The 20,807-nt window shown below is 59.9% G+C and carries 15 protein-coding genes; 6 read left to right on the top strand and 9 right to left on the bottom strand.

Annotated features, from left to right (window positions below):
• Positions 1 to 18 precede the first annotated feature (18 nt).
• On the bottom strand, positions 19 to 1,506 hold the full coding sequence (gene tssC / locus AC1RDJ_RS15165) for a type VI secretion system contractile sheath large subunit (protein ID WP_071323913.1): 1,488 nt from the start codon (positions 1,504 to 1,506) through the stop codon (positions 19 to 21).
• A gap of 47 nt (positions 1,507 to 1,553) precedes the next feature.
• Positions 1,554 to 2,111 carry a type VI secretion system contractile sheath small subunit gene (tssB, locus tag AC1RDJ_RS15160; protein WP_071323914.1) on the bottom strand — a complete coding sequence of 186 codons (558 nt, stop codon included), beginning with the start codon at positions 2,109 to 2,111 and terminating at the stop codon, positions 1,554 to 1,556.
• A 381-nt stretch (positions 2,112 to 2,492) separates the two neighbouring features.
• Here tssB and AC1RDJ_RS15155 point away from each other — a divergent pair, with 381 nt between their 5' ends.
• Positions 2,493 to 5,762 (top strand): nSTAND1 domain-containing NTPase, encoded by a 3,270-nt coding sequence (locus AC1RDJ_RS15155; RefSeq protein WP_493027923.1) that lies wholly within the window; start codon positions 2,493 to 2,495, stop codon positions 5,760 to 5,762.
• 11 nt (positions 5,763 to 5,773) lie between these two features.
• Complete coding sequence (locus tag AC1RDJ_RS15150) at positions 5,774 to 6,175, top strand: hypothetical protein (protein ID WP_071323916.1); 402 nt, start codon at positions 5,774 to 5,776, stop codon at positions 6,173 to 6,175.
• On the opposite strand, the gene AC1RDJ_RS15145 is transcribed toward AC1RDJ_RS15150, so the two are convergent.
• Positions 6,136 to 6,876 carry a hypothetical protein gene (locus tag AC1RDJ_RS15145; protein ID WP_493027921.1) on the bottom strand — a complete coding sequence of 247 codons (741 nt, stop codon included), beginning with the start codon at positions 6,874 to 6,876 and terminating at the stop codon, positions 6,136 to 6,138. The genes AC1RDJ_RS15150 and AC1RDJ_RS15145 overlap by 40 nt on opposite strands.
• Before the next feature lie 357 nt (positions 6,877 to 7,233).
• Between AC1RDJ_RS15145 and AC1RDJ_RS15140 the strand changes: the two genes are divergently transcribed.
• Positions 7,234 to 9,111 (top strand): LodA/GoxA family CTQ-dependent oxidase, encoded by a 1,878-nt coding sequence (locus AC1RDJ_RS15140; RefSeq protein ID WP_071323917.1) that lies wholly within the window; start codon positions 7,234 to 7,236, stop codon positions 9,109 to 9,111.
• Positions 9,108 to 10,208 carry a tryptophan 7-halogenase gene (locus AC1RDJ_RS15135; RefSeq protein WP_493027920.1) on the top strand — a complete coding sequence of 367 codons (1,101 nt, stop codon included), beginning with the start codon at positions 9,108 to 9,110 and terminating at the stop codon, positions 10,206 to 10,208. The genes AC1RDJ_RS15140 and AC1RDJ_RS15135 overlap by 4 nt, the downstream gene beginning before the upstream one ends.
• A gap of 18 nt (positions 10,209 to 10,226) precedes the next feature.
• Here AC1RDJ_RS15135 and AC1RDJ_RS15130 read toward each other — a convergent pair whose 3' ends face one another.
• Positions 10,227 to 10,805, bottom strand: coding sequence for a TetR/AcrR family transcriptional regulator (locus tag AC1RDJ_RS15130; protein ID WP_493027919.1), 579 nt, complete (start codon positions 10,803 to 10,805; stop codon positions 10,227 to 10,229).
• 111 nt (positions 10,806 to 10,916) lie between these two features.
• Between AC1RDJ_RS15130 and AC1RDJ_RS15125 the strand changes: the two genes are divergently transcribed.
• Positions 10,917 to 11,765, top strand: a complete 849-nt coding sequence (locus tag AC1RDJ_RS15125) for a siderophore-interacting protein (protein ID WP_289887035.1) — start codon at positions 10,917 to 10,919, stop codon at positions 11,763 to 11,765.
• 22 nt (positions 11,766 to 11,787) lie between these two features.
• Here the strand turns inward: AC1RDJ_RS15125 and AC1RDJ_RS15120 are convergent, their stop codons facing one another.
• Positions 11,788 to 12,417 (bottom strand): hypothetical protein, encoded by a 630-nt coding sequence (locus AC1RDJ_RS15120; protein ID WP_493027918.1) that lies wholly within the window; start codon positions 12,415 to 12,417, stop codon positions 11,788 to 11,790.
• Positions 12,418 to 12,870: 453 nt separating this feature from the next.
• Here AC1RDJ_RS15120 and AC1RDJ_RS15115 point away from each other — a divergent pair, with 453 nt between their 5' ends.
• Positions 12,871 to 14,070, top strand: a complete 1,200-nt coding sequence (locus AC1RDJ_RS15115) for a YbfB/YjiJ family MFS transporter (protein ID WP_493027917.1) — start codon at positions 12,871 to 12,873, stop codon at positions 14,068 to 14,070.
• A 712-nt stretch (positions 14,071 to 14,782) separates the two neighbouring features.
• On the opposite strand, the gene AC1RDJ_RS15110 is transcribed toward AC1RDJ_RS15115, so the two are convergent.
• The 4 genes from AC1RDJ_RS15110 to AC1RDJ_RS15095 form a co-directional block, all read right to left on the bottom strand.
• The gene (locus AC1RDJ_RS15110) at positions 14,783 to 18,628 is read right to left on the bottom strand and encodes a P-loop NTPase family protein (protein WP_493027916.1); all 3,846 of its coding nucleotides are present in this window, start codon (positions 18,626 to 18,628) and stop codon (positions 14,783 to 14,785) included.
• Between the two features lie 177 nt (positions 18,629 to 18,805).
• The gene (locus AC1RDJ_RS15105) at positions 18,806 to 19,273 is read right to left on the bottom strand and encodes a hypothetical protein (protein ID WP_493027915.1); all 468 of its coding nucleotides are present in this window, start codon (positions 19,271 to 19,273) and stop codon (positions 18,806 to 18,808) included.
• A gap of 515 nt (positions 19,274 to 19,788) precedes the next feature.
• Positions 19,789 to 20,313: a hypothetical protein gene (locus tag AC1RDJ_RS15100; protein ID WP_493027914.1), complete on the bottom strand. Its 525-nt coding sequence runs from the start codon at positions 20,311 to 20,313 to the stop codon at positions 19,789 to 19,791.
• A gap of 146 nt (positions 20,314 to 20,459) precedes the next feature.
• Entirely contained in the window at positions 20,460 to 20,780 is a 321-nt protein-coding gene (locus AC1RDJ_RS15095) for an H-NS histone family protein (protein ID WP_493027913.1), read from the bottom strand.
• Between the last annotated feature and the right edge of the window lie 27 nt (positions 20,781 to 20,807).

The following is a 20,807-nucleotide window of genomic DNA, read 5'->3' as shown; positions in this document are numbered from 1 at the left end:
TGCGTTAGGAAAGGACCATCAAGCGGCCGAGGCCGGCAATTCCGCCACCAGGCGTATCGAGGTGGTCAGCTCTTCCATCTGGAAGTGCGGCTTGAGGAACACGGTGGCCGAGTAGGCGCCCGGCTTGCCGGCCACTTCGGTCACGTCAACCCGCCCTTCGGACAGCGGGAAACGCGCCTTCTCGCCCTGCGAGGCATTGGAACTGAGCAGCACGTAGTCGCTGAGCCAGTTGTTGAGGAAGTTTTCCACGCTCGAACGCGTCTGGAAGCTGCCCACCTTGTCGCGCATGATCACCTTGATGTAGTGGGCGAAGCGCGAGGCGGCCAGCACATACGGCAGGCGCGAGGACAGCGCCGCGTTGGCATTGGCCGTGTCCAGGTTGTACAGCTTGGGCTTGTTGACGGACTGGCCGCCGAAGAAGGCCGCCATGTCCGACCCCTTGGAATTGACCACCGCGATGAAACCCAGGTCGTTGAGTTCCTTTTCGCGCCGGTCCGTGATCGCCACTTCCGTCGGGCACTTGAGCACCACGTCGCCATCGTCCGTCTTGAACGAGTGCGCCGTCAGGCCCGTGATCTTGCCGCCGCCCTCGACGCCGCGGATGGCCGTCGTCCAGCTGTGCTTGGCGAAGGAATCCGTGATGCGCAAGCCCAGCTGGTAGGCCGCGTTGGCCCACAGGTATTTGCCGTGGTCCTTGCCGTCGACGTCTTCCTCGTAGGCGAACGATTCGACCGGGTTGGTCTTGGCGCCGTACGGCAGGCGTGCCGCGTAACGGGGCAGCACCAGGGCCACGTAGCGCGAATCTTCCGTTTCGCGGAAGCCGCGCCAGGTGGTCAGCTCGGCGCTCTCGAAGATCTTCGACAGGTCGCGCGGCACGCCCAGCTCGGTAAACGAGGCCATGTCGAACAGCGACGGCGACGCGGCGGCGATGAACGGCGCGTGGGCGGCGGCCGCCACTTTCGACAGGCGCTGCAGCAGGGCCATGTCTTGCGGATCGCGGCCAAAATAATAATCGCCGATGAACAGCGAGTACGGGTGGCCGCCGAAGGTGCCGTATTCCTCTTCGTAGACTTTCTTGAAGAGCACGCTCATGTCGTGGTCGACGGCGCCTTCCAGGTCTTTCAGCAGTTCCTTTTTCGACACGTTGAGCAGGCGCAGTTTCAGCTTGCTGCCCGTTTCCGTGCCCATCACCATGTCGCGCAGGCCGCGCCAGGAGCCTTCCAGCGCCTGGAAGCGCTCGTCGTGCAGGATGGCGTTGAGCTGCTCGCTGAGGATGGTGTCGATCTGCGCCACGCGCTCGTTGATCATGGTGACGATGCCCTTGTCGGGCGCTTTTTTCATGCCTTCGTCGAGCACCTGGGTGGCGAATTGCCCCAGGAGCGTGCGCGCGTAGGCGTTTTGCGATGGCTCGACTGCCATTTTTCCTTCCTGGACGATGCGATCCAACAGGCTGAGTTCCTCGTTGGTAGTGCTTGCACCGGCCTGTACCGCTTGCTTGCTGGCCATGATGGTTTCTTTCTCTGAATGTGGGAGAAGACAGCGCGTGGGCGCTATCAGGATGCGGCGGGCTCGGTGCTCTCGGCAGCCGCTTCAGGTGCCGCGGCCGTGGCCGCCGGGGTGGCCGTGCCGCCTTCCGCCTGCAAGGTTTTGAGCTCTTCCGTGTTCTGCACGATATTTTCCAGCAAGGAATCGAGCTCGTCGTTGCCATCGAGCTTGCCCAGCAGGTCGCGCAGTTGCTGGCGCACTTCCAGCAGCTTGGCCAGCCGCGGGATTTGCCTGGTGATGGCTTCGGGATGGAAATCGTCGAATTGCTTGAAGTTCAGTTCGATCTTCAGGTTGCCATCCTTCTTGTAGGTATCGGGCACGGACAGGTCGAGGCGGGGCGCGATCTTCGCCATCACCTCGTTGAAATTGTCGCGGTCGATTTCCACCAGGCGGCGCGCCTTGAGTTTCGGTGGCGCCACCAGAGGCTGCCCGGACAGGTCGGCCAGCAGGCCCACCACCAGCGGCAATTCCTTTTTCTCGATGGCGCCCCCCACTTCCACGTCGTAGGTAATCTGGACGCGCGGCGGACGGTTCCGTCCCACCCATTTTTGCAAGCTGTCTGACATCACACCCTCACTAGAAATTTTATGCAGCGGAGAGACGGCCAGGTGGGTGGGTGAAGCGCCGCACAGCTTGCGCAAGCCCGGGCCAACCGTTGAAAACACCGTCCACACATGTTGTAAATCGGGTAGTTCGGAAATGATGGTAGGACTGCGCCGCGGCGTAACACAAGTATCAACGTGGTATCAGGCTCGGACCCATGTGTCGCCTGGGCGCCGTGTTACGCGCCGCTGTTACGCGAAACAGACAGCCGTCAAAAGACGTCCATTTCGCTGTTGCGGCCAAGAAAAATCGTGCTAAGATAGTAAAATTGCATTACAGAAACACATCATCATGTCTGCTTTGCGTGCCTCCGCCCTGCTTCCTTCACCGCACCCGGCCGCCGCATGAAAAACCGGTTTCGCTTTGGTGCCTGGTTCGTCCATCCCTCCACCAACAGCATCGAGAACGCGGACGAGCGGCGCCAGATGGAACCGCGCACGATGGATGTGCTGCTGGCGCTGTGCATGGCGAAGGGCGATATCGTCAGCGCGGACGAACTGCTGGAGCGGTGCTGGGGCAGCACCCTGTACGGCGACAGTCCCGTCCACAAGAATATCGCGCAACTGCGCCGCCTTCTCGGCGATCACGCCACGTCTCCCGTCTACATCGAGACGATACGCAAGCGCGGCTACCGTGCCCTGGCGCCGCTGGACTTCGACTTGCCGGGCAATACCGCGCGCAAGAGCTGGGGCGCCGGCTCGCCGTTTCGCGGCTTGCTGGCCTTCGATGAAAGCCACGCCGACGTGTTTTTCGGGCGCGACGAAAGCATCCGCCAGCTCAGCGACGCCGTGCAGGCACAGGTCAGCAGCGGCTTTGCCCTGATGCTGGTGCTGGGCCCCAGCGGCTCGGGCAAGACCTCGCTGATCCAGGCCGGCCTGCTGCCCGCCCTGTCGGGCGAACGCGCGGGCGCCGAGCTGCGCCTGCTGGCCAGCACTACCTTCGACTTGATCGACCAGGGCGAACAGACCCTGTTTACAGCGCTGGCGGGCGCGCTGCTGGATCTGCAATGGGAAGACCGCTGGGCGTTTCCTGGCGACAATGCCGTTTCCCTCGGCACGCGCCTGGAGCACGGCTGTGCCAGCGTCATCGCCGAGCTGGACGCCGCGCTGGCCGAACGGAAGCTGCCCGGCACGCGCTTCGCCATCTTCATCGACCGTTTCGAGGCCCTGTTCAATGTCACGCGCATCGGCGAGCCGGAGCGGCGCGCCTTCCTGCACACGCTGGAACAGCTGGCCCGCAGCAGCGCCGCCGTGCTGGTGCTGGCCTGCCGCAATGATTTCTATCCCAGCCTCGCCAGATACACCCTGCTGACGGAAGGCAAGCGCCACGGCGGCCATTTCGACCTGGGCCCGCCCGGCGTCAGCGATTTTGCGGAAATCATCCGCAAGCCGGCCGCGGCGGCCAAGCTGACGTTCGGCATCGACCTCGTCTCGCTGGCGCGGCTCGACGATGTGCTGTGCAAATGCGCGGCCGACAGTCCCGACGCCCTGCCCCTGCTGCAATATTGTTTGCAGGAACTGTATCGCATGCGCACGCAGGATGGCGAACTGAGCTTCGAAGCCTTCCATCAACTGGGCGACCTCGAAGGCGCCATCGGACTGCGCGCGGAACAGGTCGTGCTGGCCATGAGCGAGGCCCAGCAAGCGTTCCTGCCGCATATCATGTCCCTCGTCAGCGTGCTGTCGATCGATGAAGAGAACGTCACCAGCCAGCGCGCGCCGTGGTCGGCCCTGCGCGGCGAGGCGGCGCGCCAGGCGATGGACGCGCTGGTCGAGTCGCGCCTGTTCGTCAGCGACCTGGTCGGTGGCGTGCCCGTGTTCGGCATCGCCCACGATGCCATCCTGCGGCGCTGGCCGCGCATGACGGACTGGATCACGGCCCACCGCGGCGCGCTGCGGGCGCGCGGACGCCTGGCGCAGCAGGCGGGCCGCTGGCGCGACGAAGGCCGGCCCGTGGATTTTTTGTTGCCACAAGGGAAATTGCTCGACGAAGCGAAGGAATTGCGGCAAGCCGGCGTGCTGACGCTGACGGAACCGGAAAGCGAATTCATCCGCAGTTCCGAGCGGCGCGCGCGCCAGCGCGACCGCGTGCGCGTGCTGGCCCTGGCACTGATCGTCGTGCTGGCCTTGCTGGCGTCCATCCTCGGCCTGAGCGCGCTGGCGGCCAAGCGCACGGCGGAATTGCGCCGCAGCGAGGCCGAAAGCCTGATGGATTTCATGCTGGGCGACTTCGCCGACAAGCTCCGGCCACTGGGCCGGCTGGAGTTCCTCGAGTCGGTCAGCCTGAAGGCATTGCGCTACCTGAGCGGTTCGCAGGACGACGACCTGAGCCCGAACGCGCTGACCTTGCGCGCCAGAGGCTTGCAAGTGATTGGTGAAGTGAGCCGTTCACGCGGCGACTCGAAACACGCCATCGATGCTTTGCAACAAGCCAACACCATCCTGATGCGCCAGCACCGCATGGCGCCGCAAGATACGCAGGTGCTGAAGAACCTGGGCGCGAACGCCTACTGGGTGGGACAGATGCACAAGGACCAGAACAATTGGCAGGCGGCCGAAGACGCCTGGCGCGAATACCAGAAGTTCGCCGACCTGCTGCACCGGCTGGAGCCCGACAATGTCGAATGGTGGGTGGAACAGTCATATGCCCACAACAACCTGGGCGCGCTGGCGCAGACGCGCGGCATGCCGCAGCAGGCCGTGCCGCAGTTCCTGCAATCGATCGCCCTGAAGCGGCGCGCGCTGGAACACGCGCCCGATTCGCATAGCGTCGCCGCCGAGCTGGCCGACAGCTATTCCTGGCTGGCGTCGGCCAAGGAATCGCTGGGCGAGCTGGACGAGGCGCAACAGCTGTACGCGCACGAAATGCAGCTGGCGCTGGACTTGCGCGAGCGTTTCCCTGGCGAATCGATGTGGATCTACCGCCTGGTGCGCGCCTTGCAGCATCGGGCCATGCTGGGCGTGGCGCGCGGCATGGATGCCGATGCCCTGCGCGACTACGATGAAGCGAAACAGTTGTTTACGCAGATCGTGGGACAGGACCGCAACAACCGGGCCTGGCAGGGAGAGCTGACGAACCTGGAGCAGGAGCAACTGCGCGTGATCGCCCGCGGCACGCCGGCGGCCAAGGTATTGCCCAGGCTGACGGCCGTGCATGGACGGCTGCAAACGATGCTGGCCCTGGACCCGAAGAACGCCTCCTGGGCGCGCCGCGAGGCGCTGGCGCGCGCGCGCATGGGTGCGGCGCTGCGGGCGACGGGCAAGGCGGAAGCGGCGCGGCAGGAAATCGACAGGGCCAGCGCGGCGCTGCAGCAGCTATACGCCGGCAACCCATCCAGCCTGAGCGGCAGGCTGGCCCTGATCGAAACCTTGCTGCTGCTGGCGACGCTTCAGCAGGAACAAAAAGATTTCATATCATTAATGATGACATGTAAACAAGCGTATGGCATGATCGAAGAGGAAGGCGCCTTAACGATGAACCATCAAATCCTCGATCCCTGGGTACGCGTCAATGCCTGCCTGCAGAACGAGGAGGCAGTCCAGCTGGCGGCCGACCGTTTGAAGCAGATCGGTTATCGCGAACACTCGTATGTCCAATTCATCTCCACTCGTTAAGAAGGAATCGTATGGCATTTACTACACCGCAGCGTACCATCACCATCTCCATCATAGGCAACGATCAGAATGCGCAAGTGCGGTACAGCTACTGGTCGCCCATCACCGGCCTGACCTATCAGCAATCCCCGATTTGCGACCTGACCAGCAAGCAGGCGACCTATTGCCTGTTCCTCCTGGACTACGAGTCCACGCGCAATGGCTGGACCATTGTCAACACTTCGCCAAACGGCACGTCGCCCGTGCTGGCGCAGGTGGCGGGCGCGTACAACCTGTCGGTGATGACCATCAACCCCTACACCACGCTCGACACATACAACTTCTATATTAACTACCGCAACGCCTTGACCGGCATCGAAGTATCGTTCGATCCTCAGGAAGGCAACATCCCGCCTGGCCGTCCGGAAATGTAATGCTGCAGCTGGCCGCAAATTGCCGTGGCCAGCTCTTCCTGCATGGCCATGCCCAGCTCGCCCCGGCTGTCGAACTGCGATAGCCAGGCAATATGGCCGGCCGCCGCGTCGACCAGGCGCATGCACGCGCGCACGCGGCCCTGCTCGACGCGGATGCTGCCTTCGAGCCGCTGCGCGGGACGCAAGGCACCGGCCCCGGGCCAGGCCGGCGCCATGTCCGGCAACAGCACGCCACTGCCGAAAGCCTGGAACAAGCGGCAACCCAACTCTTCCTCCAGACCGCTGACAAAGACACTGCTGCTGCCATCGCAGGTAAGATTGCGTAACGACAACATTTGCAGCGGAGGTGGCTGGTCCAGGGACTGGAACGACGCCCTCCTTTGCGTGACTTGCGGGACATACTTTCCCAGCGGGATACTAATCTGCACCTCGGGCACGGCCGCCAGACTCTTGTAATAGGCCGCCAGCCGGCCGCGCAAGCGCCCTACCTGCACCCTGACGACGGGATCCAGGCTGGTGTCGTACAGATGCGCGTCGCGGCGAAACACTTCCAGGCCAATCGCATACTCGCTGATCTGATGCTCGAGCCCGCCGAGTTTTTTCTCCACCAGGAACGACAGCAAGCGGCACATGCGCGGCGCCTTGACGAACGTGGGACTGGCCAGCAATTGCCGTACCGACTGCCATACAGCATCTTGCATAAAAGAAACATCGCTGGCGTCTGCCGCCAGTTGGAGTCGAGCATTCATGAGAGATTCCGATGAGAAGTATTTTCCGCGATGCACTTGTTGCGTGCTGGAAATTACTCTAATGGAAGCCTGGAATTCTTACCTTACGATCACCTTACGGTGGGATTTCCCCGGGCCAGGCGCTTCGCAGATGCTGCAAAAAAACATTTTCCGCCGATCCAGTCCCTGCCCGGACAAGTTCAGGGGCTTGCGCCACGGGCGTGAAAATGTTCCGCGCGAAATGCCCGATGCGGTGACTATGTGCGTATTTGGACGAGATTTTATGCGGTATATTTTCCTTCCCTGTAATGCCACCTGGAAAGGAATATCATGTCCGGCCCCTCGCTTACTCCCCCTCAAGATACCCGCATCGTCAAGGCAGCCATCTATCCGCCCATCGGCATCGCGCGCGTCGGCAATAGCCCGACGGAATACTTTCTGGGACCGGAAGTACCGGAGCCGGCCCCCAGGCCGGCCGGCTATTACCGCGATGCGGCCGGAGCGATCAAGCGCCAGGCGGCGGGCTTCCGTATCTACGGCCTGAACGCGGCGGGCGTCGCGGTGGCCGAATTAAACGCCAGCAATGCCGACATCGAATGGTCGGTGACGCTGGCCAACACCAAGGCCGCCTGGTACCAGTTCCAGATCGCGCTCGACATTCCGGAAGCCAATGCCACCCAGCCCTCCTTCCTGCGCAACATGGCCGTCACCGACCGCGCGCTGCTGGCCATCACGCCGGGCGAGCGCAAGATCAGCGGCAGCGAACAGCCGGCCGTGGCCTTCGACAGCGGCAGCTTCATGGGCCAGCGCGTCTACCTGGGCGAATTGCGCACGGATGCCATGGGACGGCTGATCGTGCTGGGCGGCCACGGCAAGTCGGCTTCGTGGAATGGCGCGCGCGCCATCACCTTTGCCAACAATGAAGGCTGGCATGACGACACGGCAGACGGCCCCGTCTGCGCCAGCGTGCGTTACCAGGGCAGCGCCTTGCCCGTCGACATGGCCTGGGTGGTCGTCGCGCCGCCCGATTATGCGCCGCAGCAAAAATCGGTCCGCACGATGTGGGATTTGATGCGCGACCTGTTCGTTTCCGAAGGAAAGCTGGCGGCGCCCGCCGTTCCCTCATTCCAGGATGATATCCGCCCCATTTTCGAGCGCCTGTCCAACCTGCAATGGGTCAACGCCGGCTTCGCCGCCGCCTTCGGCTGGGATGGCAGCACGCCGTTCAGCCGCGACGAGTGGATGGCGCGCCTGGCCAGTCCGTCCGAGAACCGCAAGGAATGGCGCACGGTCATCTATAACCAGTTCCGCCAGTTTGAGCGCGACGCCTGGGCGCCATCGCCATGGCCGTGGCTGTATGGCGACGCGATGGCCATCCCGCCGGCAGACACGCCGCGCCAGAACTGCGCGCTGAGCAACTTGCAATTGCGTTTCCTTAAACAGTGGGCGGCCGGCGAGTTCACGGCCGACTATGCGCCCGGCAAGCTTCCGCCGCAAAGCCTGGCCGAGGTGGAACTGTCCCTGCAACCGGACACGCTGCTGCGCGCGGCCATGGAATTCTGCCTGGCCGACGCCTTCCACCCCGGTTGCGAAATGACCTGGCCCATGCGTCAGGCCAGCATGTACAGCGCCCCCTTCCGCCTGGCGCACCGTCCGCCTGGCTGGGTGGAGCCGGATTACGGCGCCGTCTTGACTCCAGACAATATCAGCAGCCCCTGCTCGGCACAGATCGCCGGCGGCGTCACGCGCTGGATGGCCGTGCCATGGCAGACCGACACGGCCAGCTGCCGCTCCGGCTACCAGTCCGACTACGATCCATACGTGCCCACGTTCTGGCCCGCGCGCGTGCCCAACCAGGTGATGAGCAAGCTGGCCTACGATACGCTGATGAACCGCGAAGTGCCCGCCGAGGAACGCCTGGCCGCGTTCGCCCGGCGCGCCGCGTGGATACGCCCGCTGGGCAACATCAGCTATGAAGAGCAGATCAACAACATGATCGCCGACCTGGCCCAGGTGGGCGTGGTGGAAGTGCGTCCCGGCCCCACGGACGTGAGCGGCTTCCCGGCCAGCGTGCAGGTCGAGAACTTGCCGCAGCCCATAGCCGGCAGGCACCAGCTGCGCGCCGCCGCGGCCATACCGGACGAGTTCGTCGACGTCGACCTGGAAGGGACGGAAAAAGCGCGCCACCTGCAGCGGCACCGTTTGTGACGGTGCTGCAGGCCGACGTGCTCGTCGTTGGCGCCGGCCCTGCCGGCGCCACGGCCGCGCTCAACCTGGCGGGCCGGCACAGGGTCTTGCTGGTCGACCGGCTGGCCGCGCCGTTGCCGCGCATCGGCGAATCGCTGCCGCCGGCCGCCGCGCGCCTGCTGCGGGACATGGGGTTGCTCGAACCCTTCCTGCGCCAGGGCCATGCGCCCTACCACGGCAACCGTGCCTGGTGGAACGGTGCGCAGACGGAGCACCACTTCCTCAGCGACCCTGACGGCCATGGCTGGCACCTGGCGCGCGGCACCTTCGATCTGTGGCTGCGCGAGGAGGCGCGCCAGCGCGGCGCCGCACTGCTGGCCTCGGCCAGTGTCGCGGCGATGACCGCCGGGGACGATGGCTGGCGCGTGCGGCTGAACACGCAAGGCGGCACGTGCGAGGCCATCGCGCGCATCGTCATCGACGCCACGGGGCGCAATGCACAGCTGGCGCGCAAGGCCGGCGCGCGGCGCCAGCGCAGCGACCGCTTAATATCCGTCTGGCAATATGGGCGCGACCTGGCGCCGTCGCAGCGCGGTTTTTCGCACATCGAGGCATGCGAGCACGGCTGGTGGTACAGCGCCCCCCTGCCCGGCCAGCGGCGCGTGCTGGCCCTGCATACGGACGCCGACTTGCTGCCGCGCGCAGCATTGCGCGACACCGGCTGGCTGGAAACGGCGGCGCGGCGCCTGCCGGGCTTGCAGGCGCTGCTGGCACAGCAAGACTATGCCTCCGATACGCGAGCCATGGCGACACCGGCCCACTCGGCAAGCCTCGACGCTGGCGCCGGACCAGGCTGGTTCGCCGTCGGCGACGCCGCCCTGAGCTTCGACCCCTTGTCGTCGCAGGGCATCTTCAACGCCCTGTACACGGGCCTGGCCGCCGCCGAGGCCGCTGACCGCACGCTGCATGGCGATGCCGGTGCTTTCCACCACTACAATGGGGAACTCGCGGCCATCGGCGCGGCTTACCGGCGCCACCTGGCATTCTGCTATGGCCAGGAAACACGCTGGCCCTCAGCGCCGTTCTGGAACCGGCGCCGGCAAGCGCGGACCGCCTGACATCCCGGCGCCAGTCGTTCAAGGCCATGCAATCGGCAGGGCAAGCGCGCCCACGATCAGCGCGCGCATGCCCAGGTCAAATTCGGCCTCGATCCCGGCCTCCTCCCCGTCCCATTCCTCGCCCGCCTGCGCATACACGGTGTCGGCCAGGGCCACGCAGTGCAAGGCCACCGTCGACAGCAGCCAGCGGGCGCGGGCCTTGGGCAGTGCGTAGGCATGCGCGACGTGTTCGTGGTGGGCATCGATCCTGGCCAGCATGGCGGGCGGCGTTGCCTTGCGGCGCAGCAGATACGGCGCCAGGCCCGGGTGCGCCTTGACAAGTGTCCGCAGCGAAGCACTGAAGCGCACCAGGTAGGCGTCCAGCCCATCGTCGCCGGCAGCCGGCATTTCCCAACGAACAAAAATTTCCTCGGCAACCAGCAGCTTGAGCGCCGCCAGATTCGCCACATGCTTGTAGAGCGCCATATGACTGACGCCGAGCAAGGCGGCGATGCCGACAAAAGTCAGGCTGGGCAAGCCCATCGCGATACCGGCGTCGGCGATGCGCTCGCGCGTGATGGTGCGGGGACGCCCGGGGCGCGGTCCGGGGCGTGTCACAGGCGTTGCAGTATTCATATGTATTTTTACGTGGCGGCAGCTGCGTTGTCGGTTTTGGATAATTAGTTTAGCATGATGAAACTAATTACCCAAGACTAAGGAGTCAGTACCATGGCAGAAATGTCGGAACAGCAACCCAGCGGCCAGCTGCGCAGCGCCGAGCATGACCGCAGCCTGCATGAAGTCACCGCCGCCGTCAGCGCCATCGCGCGCCCCGTTCCCAGCGTGCTGCGCGTCACGGCCAGCCTGGCCCGCTCGGGCGACGACGCCAACTGGTCGCTGCCCAACGTGGCCTTCCGCATCCATCTGGACGGCGCCGACCATGGTGGCGCATCGCGCATCTATACCGTGCGCAGCTATGACGCAGCCACGGCCGCGCTTACCTTCGATATCGTGCTGCATGCCCACACCAGCCCGATGATGCGCTGGGGCGCCGGCCTGCGCGTGGGCGACACCTTCCGGCTCACCGGGCCGCGCCCGCAGTTCACCGTGGCCGATGGCAACGGGCGCAAGGTCGCCCTCTTCCTCGACGAGACGGGCATACCCGCGCTGTACGCGATGCTGGAACAATGGCCCGCCAACGTTGCCGGCATCGGCTGGGTGGTGACGGATGATGCGGCGGCGTTTGACGAACTACCCGCCGTGCCCGGTCTGCAGCTGCAGCGCCTCGGCAGCGCGCATGTGGCGCCGGACGGCCCGCTGGCGGCCCAGGCAAGCAAGCTCGCCAACCCGCACGATTATGTGATCTGGGGCGCCGGCGAACGCGACGAAATGCGCGCGCTGCGCCAGCATTTCCGCATCAAGGCCGGCCTGGCCAAGGAACAGGTACTGGTGGCCGGCTACTGGAAGCGCGGCGTCAGCAATACCGAAATCGACGCGCGCCGGCGGGCGAGTTTCGACCGCCTGATCGCCAATGGCGGCACCCTGGCCGACTTCGACGACCTGGCGGTCGAGGTCTAAGCCGCCCCGGGGTGCCGGCGCCTTAGCTGGCGGCGAAGTCGAAGGTCCACAGGCCCTGGTTGCGGCTCAGCGCGACGTCCACTTCGGTGGCCGTGTCCGGCATCACGTACTGCGTCATGTCCGAGAAATTCTGCACGATGTAAGTCTGGCCCACCATGGGCGGCGTGGCCACCATGAAATAAAAATTGGGCAGGTACTCGAAGCTCACCGTCATGTTCGTATCGACATACGGCATGCTCACGACGGGCCTGCCGCTGACATACCAGTTGCTGTCGAACTGGATGTAGGGATTGGTCTGGTTGATCACACCGCACTGCTGCGGCGTCAGCTTGGTTTGTGCCAGCGACGTGGCGGCGGGCTGCAGCTGCGGCGACAAGCCGTTCGGGCTCACGACCGACAGCAGCTGCCCCGGCAAAACGTTCTTGCGGCCCGAGAAGATCTTGCTGTCGTTGACGTCGAGGCTGCTCACGTCGGTCGAGATCTGCGTCTCGTAATCGAACGATTCGGTAGCGCCGGCCGATCCCGTCAATACTTGCCAGGCGTGGATCTGGTAATTGCGCTGCGGCTGCTGCGGTTTCAAAAAGACCAGCACGGTCTTGCCTTGCAGCTCGTCCGCTGACACGTTGAAGTTGACGTTGAATCGGGTAGCCATCAATTGCTCCTTGCTCAGGACCTGCGCGGACTCGGGAAAAACAGCGCCGGAGGGACGAGTCCGCGATTTCCTCCAGCGCCGGTGCCTGCTGCATGCACATGCCCATGGAGCTGGCGTTCATGCGATGTCAGCCAGGGCGGGAATGTCACTGCCTTTAATTTCTCATTTGCAAGTATATGTTATTGCATGGCTTCAAAAGCAACAATATACAAGCGCATGAGCACCCGCCTGTCCCCGGCATAAAGTGCTCCATGGCGGCGCTACAACAGTCGAAAAGGCCAGCGGAGAGGCAGCCGGCAAATACTTGACTTCTAAATCAATATTCATTAACTTGATAGTAAAAAGGCATGCGCTGAACGTCGCACCGCGCTGCCCCATAGCCCCCCGCCTGCCGACATGCCGCACCTCGGCTTCGATTCCACCGCACGCGTACACACTGACAGGTCTCCAGGCATGCCGACACACGATCATTCCCCGGCCCATCCGCTGGCCACGGCGCTGGCACTCTCGCTGGGCGCGGCCGTCGCCCTCGGCCTGTCGCGCTTTTCCTATGGCTTGCTGCTGCCGCCCATGCGCGCCGACCTCGGCTGGTCCTACCTGCTGGCGGGCGCCATGAACACCTTCAATGCGCTCGGCTACTTTCTCGGCGCCCTGGCGACGCCCGCCCTGATGCGCCGCCTCGGAGTCTGGCGCTTGCTGGTCGCCGGTTCCGTGCTGGCCAGCATCTTCATGCTGCTGTCGGGCCTGGTCAGCGATACCACGGTCCTGTTCCTGCAGCGCGTGTGCGCGGGCGTGGCCAGCGCCTTCATGTTCATCGCCGGCGGCGTGCTGGCGGCGCGCCTCGGCTCCATGCATAGCCAGCATGCCGGCTTCTATATCGGTCTGTATTACGGCGGCACGGGCTTCGGCATCGCGCTATCGGCCCTGCTGGTGCCGGCTGCGCTGGCTGCCGCGCACGAGCATGGCGCCGCGCATGCCTGGCAATGGCCATGGCTGGCGCTCGGCATCGCCTGCCTGGCCGCCACCGCCATCATGGCCTTGCCAGCCAGGGCCATCGGCGAAGCGCCACGCACCCTGGACGCGAAGCAGCGCTTCGCCTGGCGCGATTTCGCCCCCAGCCTGGCCGGCTACTTCATGTTTGGCGTCGGCTACATCGGCTACATGACCTTCGTCATCGCCCTGCTCAAGCAGCAAGGCATGACACCCACCTTGATCACCGTGTTCTACACTGTATTGGGCCTGGCGGTGGTGGCGTCATCGCGCATCTGGGCGCGCATGCTGGACCGCTACCAGGGCGGCGAATCGCTGGCGATCTTGAATGGTGTGCTGGGCACGGTCACCATCCTGCCCGCATTGACGAGCTTTGTGCCCGTCGTGTTCATCTCCGGCCTGGTCTTCGGCGCCGTGTTCCTGTCGGTGGTGGCGTCGACCACGGCCCTGGTGCGGCATAATTTGCCGCAAGCATCCTGGACGGCAGGCATCAGCGCCTACACGACGGTGTTCGCGCTGGGCCAGATCGTCGGCCCCATCGTCGTCGGCTGGATCGCCGACGGCCCTGCCGGCCTGGAGCGCGGCCTGATCGCCTCGGCCATCGCCCTCTTCATCGGCGCGGCGCTGGCAGCGCGCCAGAAGGCGCTGGCAACGGCTGCATAAGCGACTTTTGCCTTATCTCGTGCTGGCGTAAAAAAACCCCTGATGAATCAGGGGCTTGGCAGGCACTTTGATCTGGCGTCACCTTATGATGCCGGATAAGAAATTATCCCCATTCAATTGTCAACGAGCTGGCTAAGCGCTTGATTTTTCAGTGTTTTCCAAACCATTCAGTTACCAATACCCTCAAAAATACCCTCAGCGGATCTATCTGCCATTGCCGGTTCGTCGCAGACGGAACGGAAGAGGAAAATCCGCTTGCTCAAACCGGTCACCAGATTCTTATGGGCGACGCCGCTTTCGTTTCAACACATCAGCAATCGCAGCGTTCCGATGCATGCAAAGCCCCCCCTGAGGCAGCAGCGCCGCGCGATCACACGCCCCTCACGCAACATCAGGCACCTTATACCGACAGGGGCGAGGCAATGGCACACGCTATTTTACCTAACGCTTTACCATGCCCCTCATCGCCGCCGCTTTTCACTTATCGAGCAGGACAGTCAACTAGGCCGTATCGGCATCGAATAAAGCGCAACTTGCTGCTGATCGAGACGGCCAACGCTGAGATCGTGTACGAATGGCGGACCGCCCCCTCCGGCCAAGCACATCGCAGCGACTTTTCATTAATATAAAAACAATAACAAAAGTTAATGATCGTTTTCATCATCAACGGCCCTCGGTTTTTTAAATAATCAGTCATTAAAGCAGACTTACTTCATTCGAACCGCTGTTCGCGCCCCTTATGCTCTCGTTGTTCACGCTCTTTTTCACGCTCGATTCGATTAGCAAGTTTTTCAGATATTGATTTTGCCGCTGCAGCAATCTTCACGTTCTTATGTTCAACCAACATGCCAATTGCAGCAGCTCTAGGTTTCATTGCGTTCGCCAAACCACCTGACCAAATTGAAGGTAATACGCGGTCAGCAATAGCATCCAAAACAGCCTCTGGATCGCTTGAAGCCTCCAACAGTTTCAGCGCTGAATCGGACAACTTAACCATCTCCATATCTCCCTGGTTAGACCAAACGGTGATACCTGCCGCAACAGATGCCCAAACGCTGCTATCGTTTCGGGCAATACACCATTCAATCAGCTCTTCGACATTAATTTGAGTGAGCGGTGGCTTATCAAGGCTGCCATTGCTAATAAACAACAATCGTAGATCTTGTTGCTTTTCAGTACCTTGGAAAGCGCGATCGAGGAACGCCTTTGGCATCAGTGCGATAGTCGCCTGAATGGCATTTTCAAACGCATAGACATAACCATAGCTCTCATCAATAACCGCGAAAATTGTATCAAGCCACAACAACTTTTCGGCCTCATTGCCATCGAAGCGCAACGCGGCACTTACGACGTTCTCCATGGCATAATCCACACTTCCGCCAAAATCATTTTGATCCCTTCTTAGCCTTTGGATCGCAGCTCGCAGTCCAACCAGCCGCAATTCGGGACCAAGAGTGTCCAATGCGGCATCTTTGTCATGCAACTTCATACTCAGCGCATCCAAAACCACATCATCGCCATTCGTTTTAGTCAGGAGTCGCTGCGCGAGATTGAGTACACGGCGCGCGGGCAAATTGGCATACCCGTCTTGCCAAAAAATTGGCCCGAACATCCCAAGGTAAGTGGCAGGATGATCTAGAAGCACCTCGCAACGGCTTAGGTCAGATTCTTTGAAATCGCGCTGCGGGTGCAAGCCGACCAATACCTGTCGAAGTTCTGGATGCTGTAAGCATTGGTCGAGCAACTCCTGTGCTAGAGCAGGATCGACAGAATTAGTCTCCTCGATAAAGCCGCCAAGGACCGCAAAATTCTTGCTGGCTTCGGTCTGCTGTTCCAGATGTTCAACGAGTTTTCGCCATCCCGCGCGCAGATCAAGTGCCCCCTTCGCCACCCCCCTCCCAAACGTGGCACGATAGGGCATCCAATCATTGGAAAACAAGTTGGATCCCAATTCATCAAGTTCATGGGCCGATATAGCAAAGTCTTCACCCAAGCGCAGTGACTTGGCTTGGAGCCGCCTCTCAGCTTCATCATAATTATTACCTCCATGACAAAAATCGGTATCCAGCGACCCGTAGCTGCCCTTAGTTAGCACATATGTCTTTATTGCCGATACCAAGTCGGTGGGTTTCAATTCTTTATCCAAGGCGGCGAGCTCTTCTGGTAAGCGATGGAAATTTTCCTTGCCTTGGCGATTGGAATAGTCGAAATTAATCGTTGATCGAACGGCTCTCCAACCCTCGCCAAATGGTTGGTAAGCATGCAATGTTCTGGCTGCATCGACGAGTTTCCCCCTCATTGCTTCTTGGCGCCACATCACCCGAAACGCATTCGCCAAAGTCCGCCGTGCGGGCCCCTCAAGATCAGTATCACCACATGTGCCCAATTTCACTGTGACGTCGACGAAGGCACTACGCCACTCCACGAGTTCTTTATGGTTTGGATGAAATCCAAAGTTTCTGGGACGAGCACCGAATTCGCTCATAACGCTTCCCGTCCACCGCGGCCCTCCTAAGGCCGCTGAAAGCATAGTGAAACCTAGCGACTTCCGTCCCGCCACTTCTGATGAAAAACACTCGTTTATGATCGTGATCCGCTGTCTTAATGAAGCATGTGTGCCAGATAAGTATGCTTGAAAAAAAGTACTGATCTTGGCTCGAACCGCGTCAAAGTTGTTGCTCTCATCTTCATAATCCGCCGCACGGATCAGCAGTCTAAGGCAACGGTCAAAAGCTTCTGCTTCGTATGCCAACAATCGCAATAAATTAAGAATCGTAGTCCGCTGCAACTTGTAACGGGGATGCATACCGTTGAAATCAGGCGCAGAAAGTTCTGCTTCTATCCTGTCAAGGAGAGCTTCAGGCGCAACTGGGCTGATATAGTCCAGAATTCGTAGTGACATCTCGTCCAACTCCGATATCTGCCCTAGCAGTCCATCAGACTGGAGCCAAGTCTCAACGATCTCCTTTGCTACCGGATGGTCGTGCAACAGACCTAACCTGTGTGCAAATGACATTAGTAATCGTTGATGACCCGGTCTTTCAAAGACTGCCCTGAGTTTATCAATCGGGATACTATCGAGTGCCGACGCCGCCAGTTTGTTCGCAATAGCATGCGGCAGGATGGCTCTCCAATGTCCCCGTTTTTGTACCACATGGCGTTCCGATAGCTTGTTTACGGATCTAAACAACTGGGTACGAGAATGGCCAGAGATCGAACCAAGTGTGTCCAGCTCCTGGTCACCAACCTCCCCGTTTGAAATCGAAAACGAATATACCAGCGACAATATCTCAGCCTGTTCCCGCAACTCGTTGTCCGGCTGATTGCGCTGTTCGAATAAGCGGTTGAACAACTGAGTGTCAGAAAGCTGAGCCAAGCTCTCGCCTGCCTCTACCCTCTCGGCGATTGCCAAGGATACTCTCGCGTTCCCATCTGCAAACTCTGCTATACGGCGAGCATTGTTCTGGCCAATACCCGGGAAGCGGCGGATCAGAAGCTGCTCCGCCATCTCGGGCCCGACTGCTTCAATGTGGATTACCTCGGTTGTCTGAGGCTTATCATCTCTGATGTCATACTCAACGGTGATAAGTCTCACTTCACCGCCTGCGGCTGATACCCTACTGGCAAGTAAAGAGTGCAATTCTGATGGGCAGTTATCCAGTATCAGAACGGCACGCCGGCGCTCGGCAACAAGCCTGTCCAGCATCGCCGTAGCCGAAGGGTCCGGATTCGCACCAGTATCGACGTAGACTGCCAATGTCCGATCGAGTGCGTTTTTGCCAACCGCCTCATCGAACAGTGCCTGCACGATCCTGGTCTTTCCTACGCCGGATAACCCAGTGATGCGAACCGCTTTAGCCGTAGTCCGGATGAGGTCTCTCATCGGTTCGATGGCATTTTCGAGGCTAAGCTTTTCATGCCTTTGCGAAGGCAACGTGACTGAGACGCCTGATGCCGAAATCAGTGTATCGTCAACACCTCGAGGCGGATTACTCCAAGCTCCGTATGCCTGCCAACCCGAGTTTCCTTGACCAAGTTGCCCCTTTAACCACAGCATAACTGAAGGGTGTTGTCGCACCCATTGAACTAGTTTCGAGCGGTCGTAAAAGTCCAAATGGATATTGACTTTGTTGGGATCGTCCTTCAAAGCATTGCGCATCGCTAAGATCCGTGCATTTTTCATCGGGGGAGAGCAATCATCGGCCAAACTAACAATGATGTAACTACCACCTTTCGCACCCTGCTCACTGATCGTTGATGACAAAACTCCACGCTTAACCATTTCGTTCGTCACGTCCCCCTTTGGCATCGAATGTTTCTTGGCCTGAAGGATAGTATCCGCCCTTTCAAGGAACCCTGTATTGAGTTTGTCCACAGGAAGCTGGACGCGAATATCAATTCCTTCATCCGGAGCATTGATCGAGCCTGACCAACTTACCCAAGCAGGGCTATGCCCGTGCGCTGCCACTTCTGCTTCGGCAAGGCGAGCAATGAAATTTTCCAGCTGTGTCTCCGACAAACGCAGTAGGTCGTCTTTTTCGATGTCAAAAATTGCCACTAATTCACCTCAATAAAACGGTTTATGAAGCAAACGTAGCCCCTGTAGTCCAAAAAGTACTGGAACGAGCAACCGATGCCGTAACTATTTCTTGCGAGACGTTATCACGAAGTTTAAGCATTGTTTTCATTTGTAATCTTGGTAGTTTGTCGTTCTGCCGTTCCACACTCCTTGCTGTCACCACCATACTCCCCTCAAACTGAAACGTGTCGCAATCGCCAGCGCAAAGTGGTCTGGCCCCGTCCGCTGAATGGAACGCGTATTCTGCCGCAGGCCCATTGCGGACAGATCAAGAACAATGGAGCGCAGCAGCTTGTGGCTGGCAGCCCCGCCTCGAGGCAAGAGCTCTACGAGATCTTCCTGATTCGTCTGTCCGAACGCGAGACAATAGATCATACGCTGCTCCCTGAGCTGGGTGAAACGCAACTCATCGCAGCCGAACGGGCGCTCAAACACATAGCACAGGATATCAGCACCATCGAGCACCCACCAGGATTGGAGCCCACTTAGACATTCGGCATGTCTCTCCAGGCTCATCCAAGGCGATCCGCGAGCAATTGCTGAGGCTTTAAATACAGGCTCGCGCAATCGCGGCGACAACTGACGCCGCTCCCAGCCAGGCAGACCGGTGAATTCAGCCGGCACGTTGCTCAAGTCCGAACGGGTTGGAAGTAATATCCCAATGCGCCACTCGGGAACATCAGGGGTGAAAATCAGGCCCCTCCTGGCCAACCGAAGTAGTGGTCAAGACGTGCAGCCCGAATGGTGTGTGTGTTGGAATTGCTACGAATTTCATCAGGACGTACCGGAGCAGCCTGGTGGATGTTCCTTGTCGCGTTGCTTACTGGCTCGGGCTCCGGCTCAGCACTACCAAACGGTATAGCAACGTCGCAACGCACGGTGATCTAGTGCGGATATCCTCCCGCGCGGTGAATTTCGATTATTGAGCTTTACTAGGGATATCAATAAACATTTGTCAGTGGTACCAGCAGCGAACTTATAAATAAGATCGATGAACACATCTCAAGGCGCCGACGATACAACTAAACTGTCGATATCTAGAGCGATAGTATCGCGTTAGCACAACAGTCAGGAAATTGAACGCGTACCAGCTTGAGATATACAGTTGCGCCGCACAGAAAGAATATCGAGCCACATAGTCAATTCATCAGTTTCGACTTATCACCATACAACGATTCGTACTCTAAGGTATAATTTAAAATAAGCAATTTTTCCATGACTATTAATTGCTCCGGACCTATTCCGGGGAATTCAATCGACGCAACAATATATTCTTGCCCTGGTGCAATAGCGGTACCAATCCCGGGTAGCCCGTGACGACGCACTGTGTGCTGGAAGGCTTGGCCAAGCATCCGCCTAATTAATTGGGGGACTATCTCATCGCCTTGCAGTTCGAATTTCTCTCCTTGATAAGTACAGGTCTGCCGCTTGACGATTGCCGGGCCAATACCAACGTTCGTAATCCTGAAATCAAGGGTGATCGAATTATCGTTCAATGATCGCCTACGCGACCATATTAGTAAAGGCGTGACACTGAGGCGGTTGTGATGACGTGTTACTTTTCCTTGCCAAATTGCGGTAATGAATGAACACAAGGCAATAACCGTCGCGGCACAAGCGATGATGTCAGCTGACTGTAAACTTGGCTCCATTGGCATTTGCATTTTCTCATTACATGACAAACCATAAATATTTAGCCGTACCAAACGGCTTCCTCACTCACGTCTGAGATATCTAATCCCAACAACTAATCTTCAGAATGACGAGGACCAATGAGACGGACTAAAGTCATGACAATCGGGAACTCAAACTAGATACGGATCCCATCAAGCGATTGATGCTTCCCCAGCCAAGACTTAACCCACAAAGGTTGGCGTCCGCGCCCACTCCACTGCTGTAGATGATTGTCGGGGTTGCGATACAAAGCAGCCACTGATTTTTTCTCCGCCTTCGCTGCATTTTTTGGTGCGCCAGCTATCAACTGTGTCAGCGGCACGCCGACACGCCGGGCAATCGCCAGCATTTCCGCACGGGCTTTTTCCAACTCGTCTTTTTGGCGGGACTGGATTTCTTGGATTGCTTGCGCTTCGAGCTTTTTTAACTCGGCCAGTGATAATGATGAGATATCCATATGAACTCCTTGAAAGTAGTACAAATA

This window comes from Janthinobacterium sp. GW822-FHT07H10 (assembly GCF_058798675.1).
Note: the sequence above shows the minus strand (reverse complement) of the source record. Positions and strands in the feature narration are given on the sequence as shown.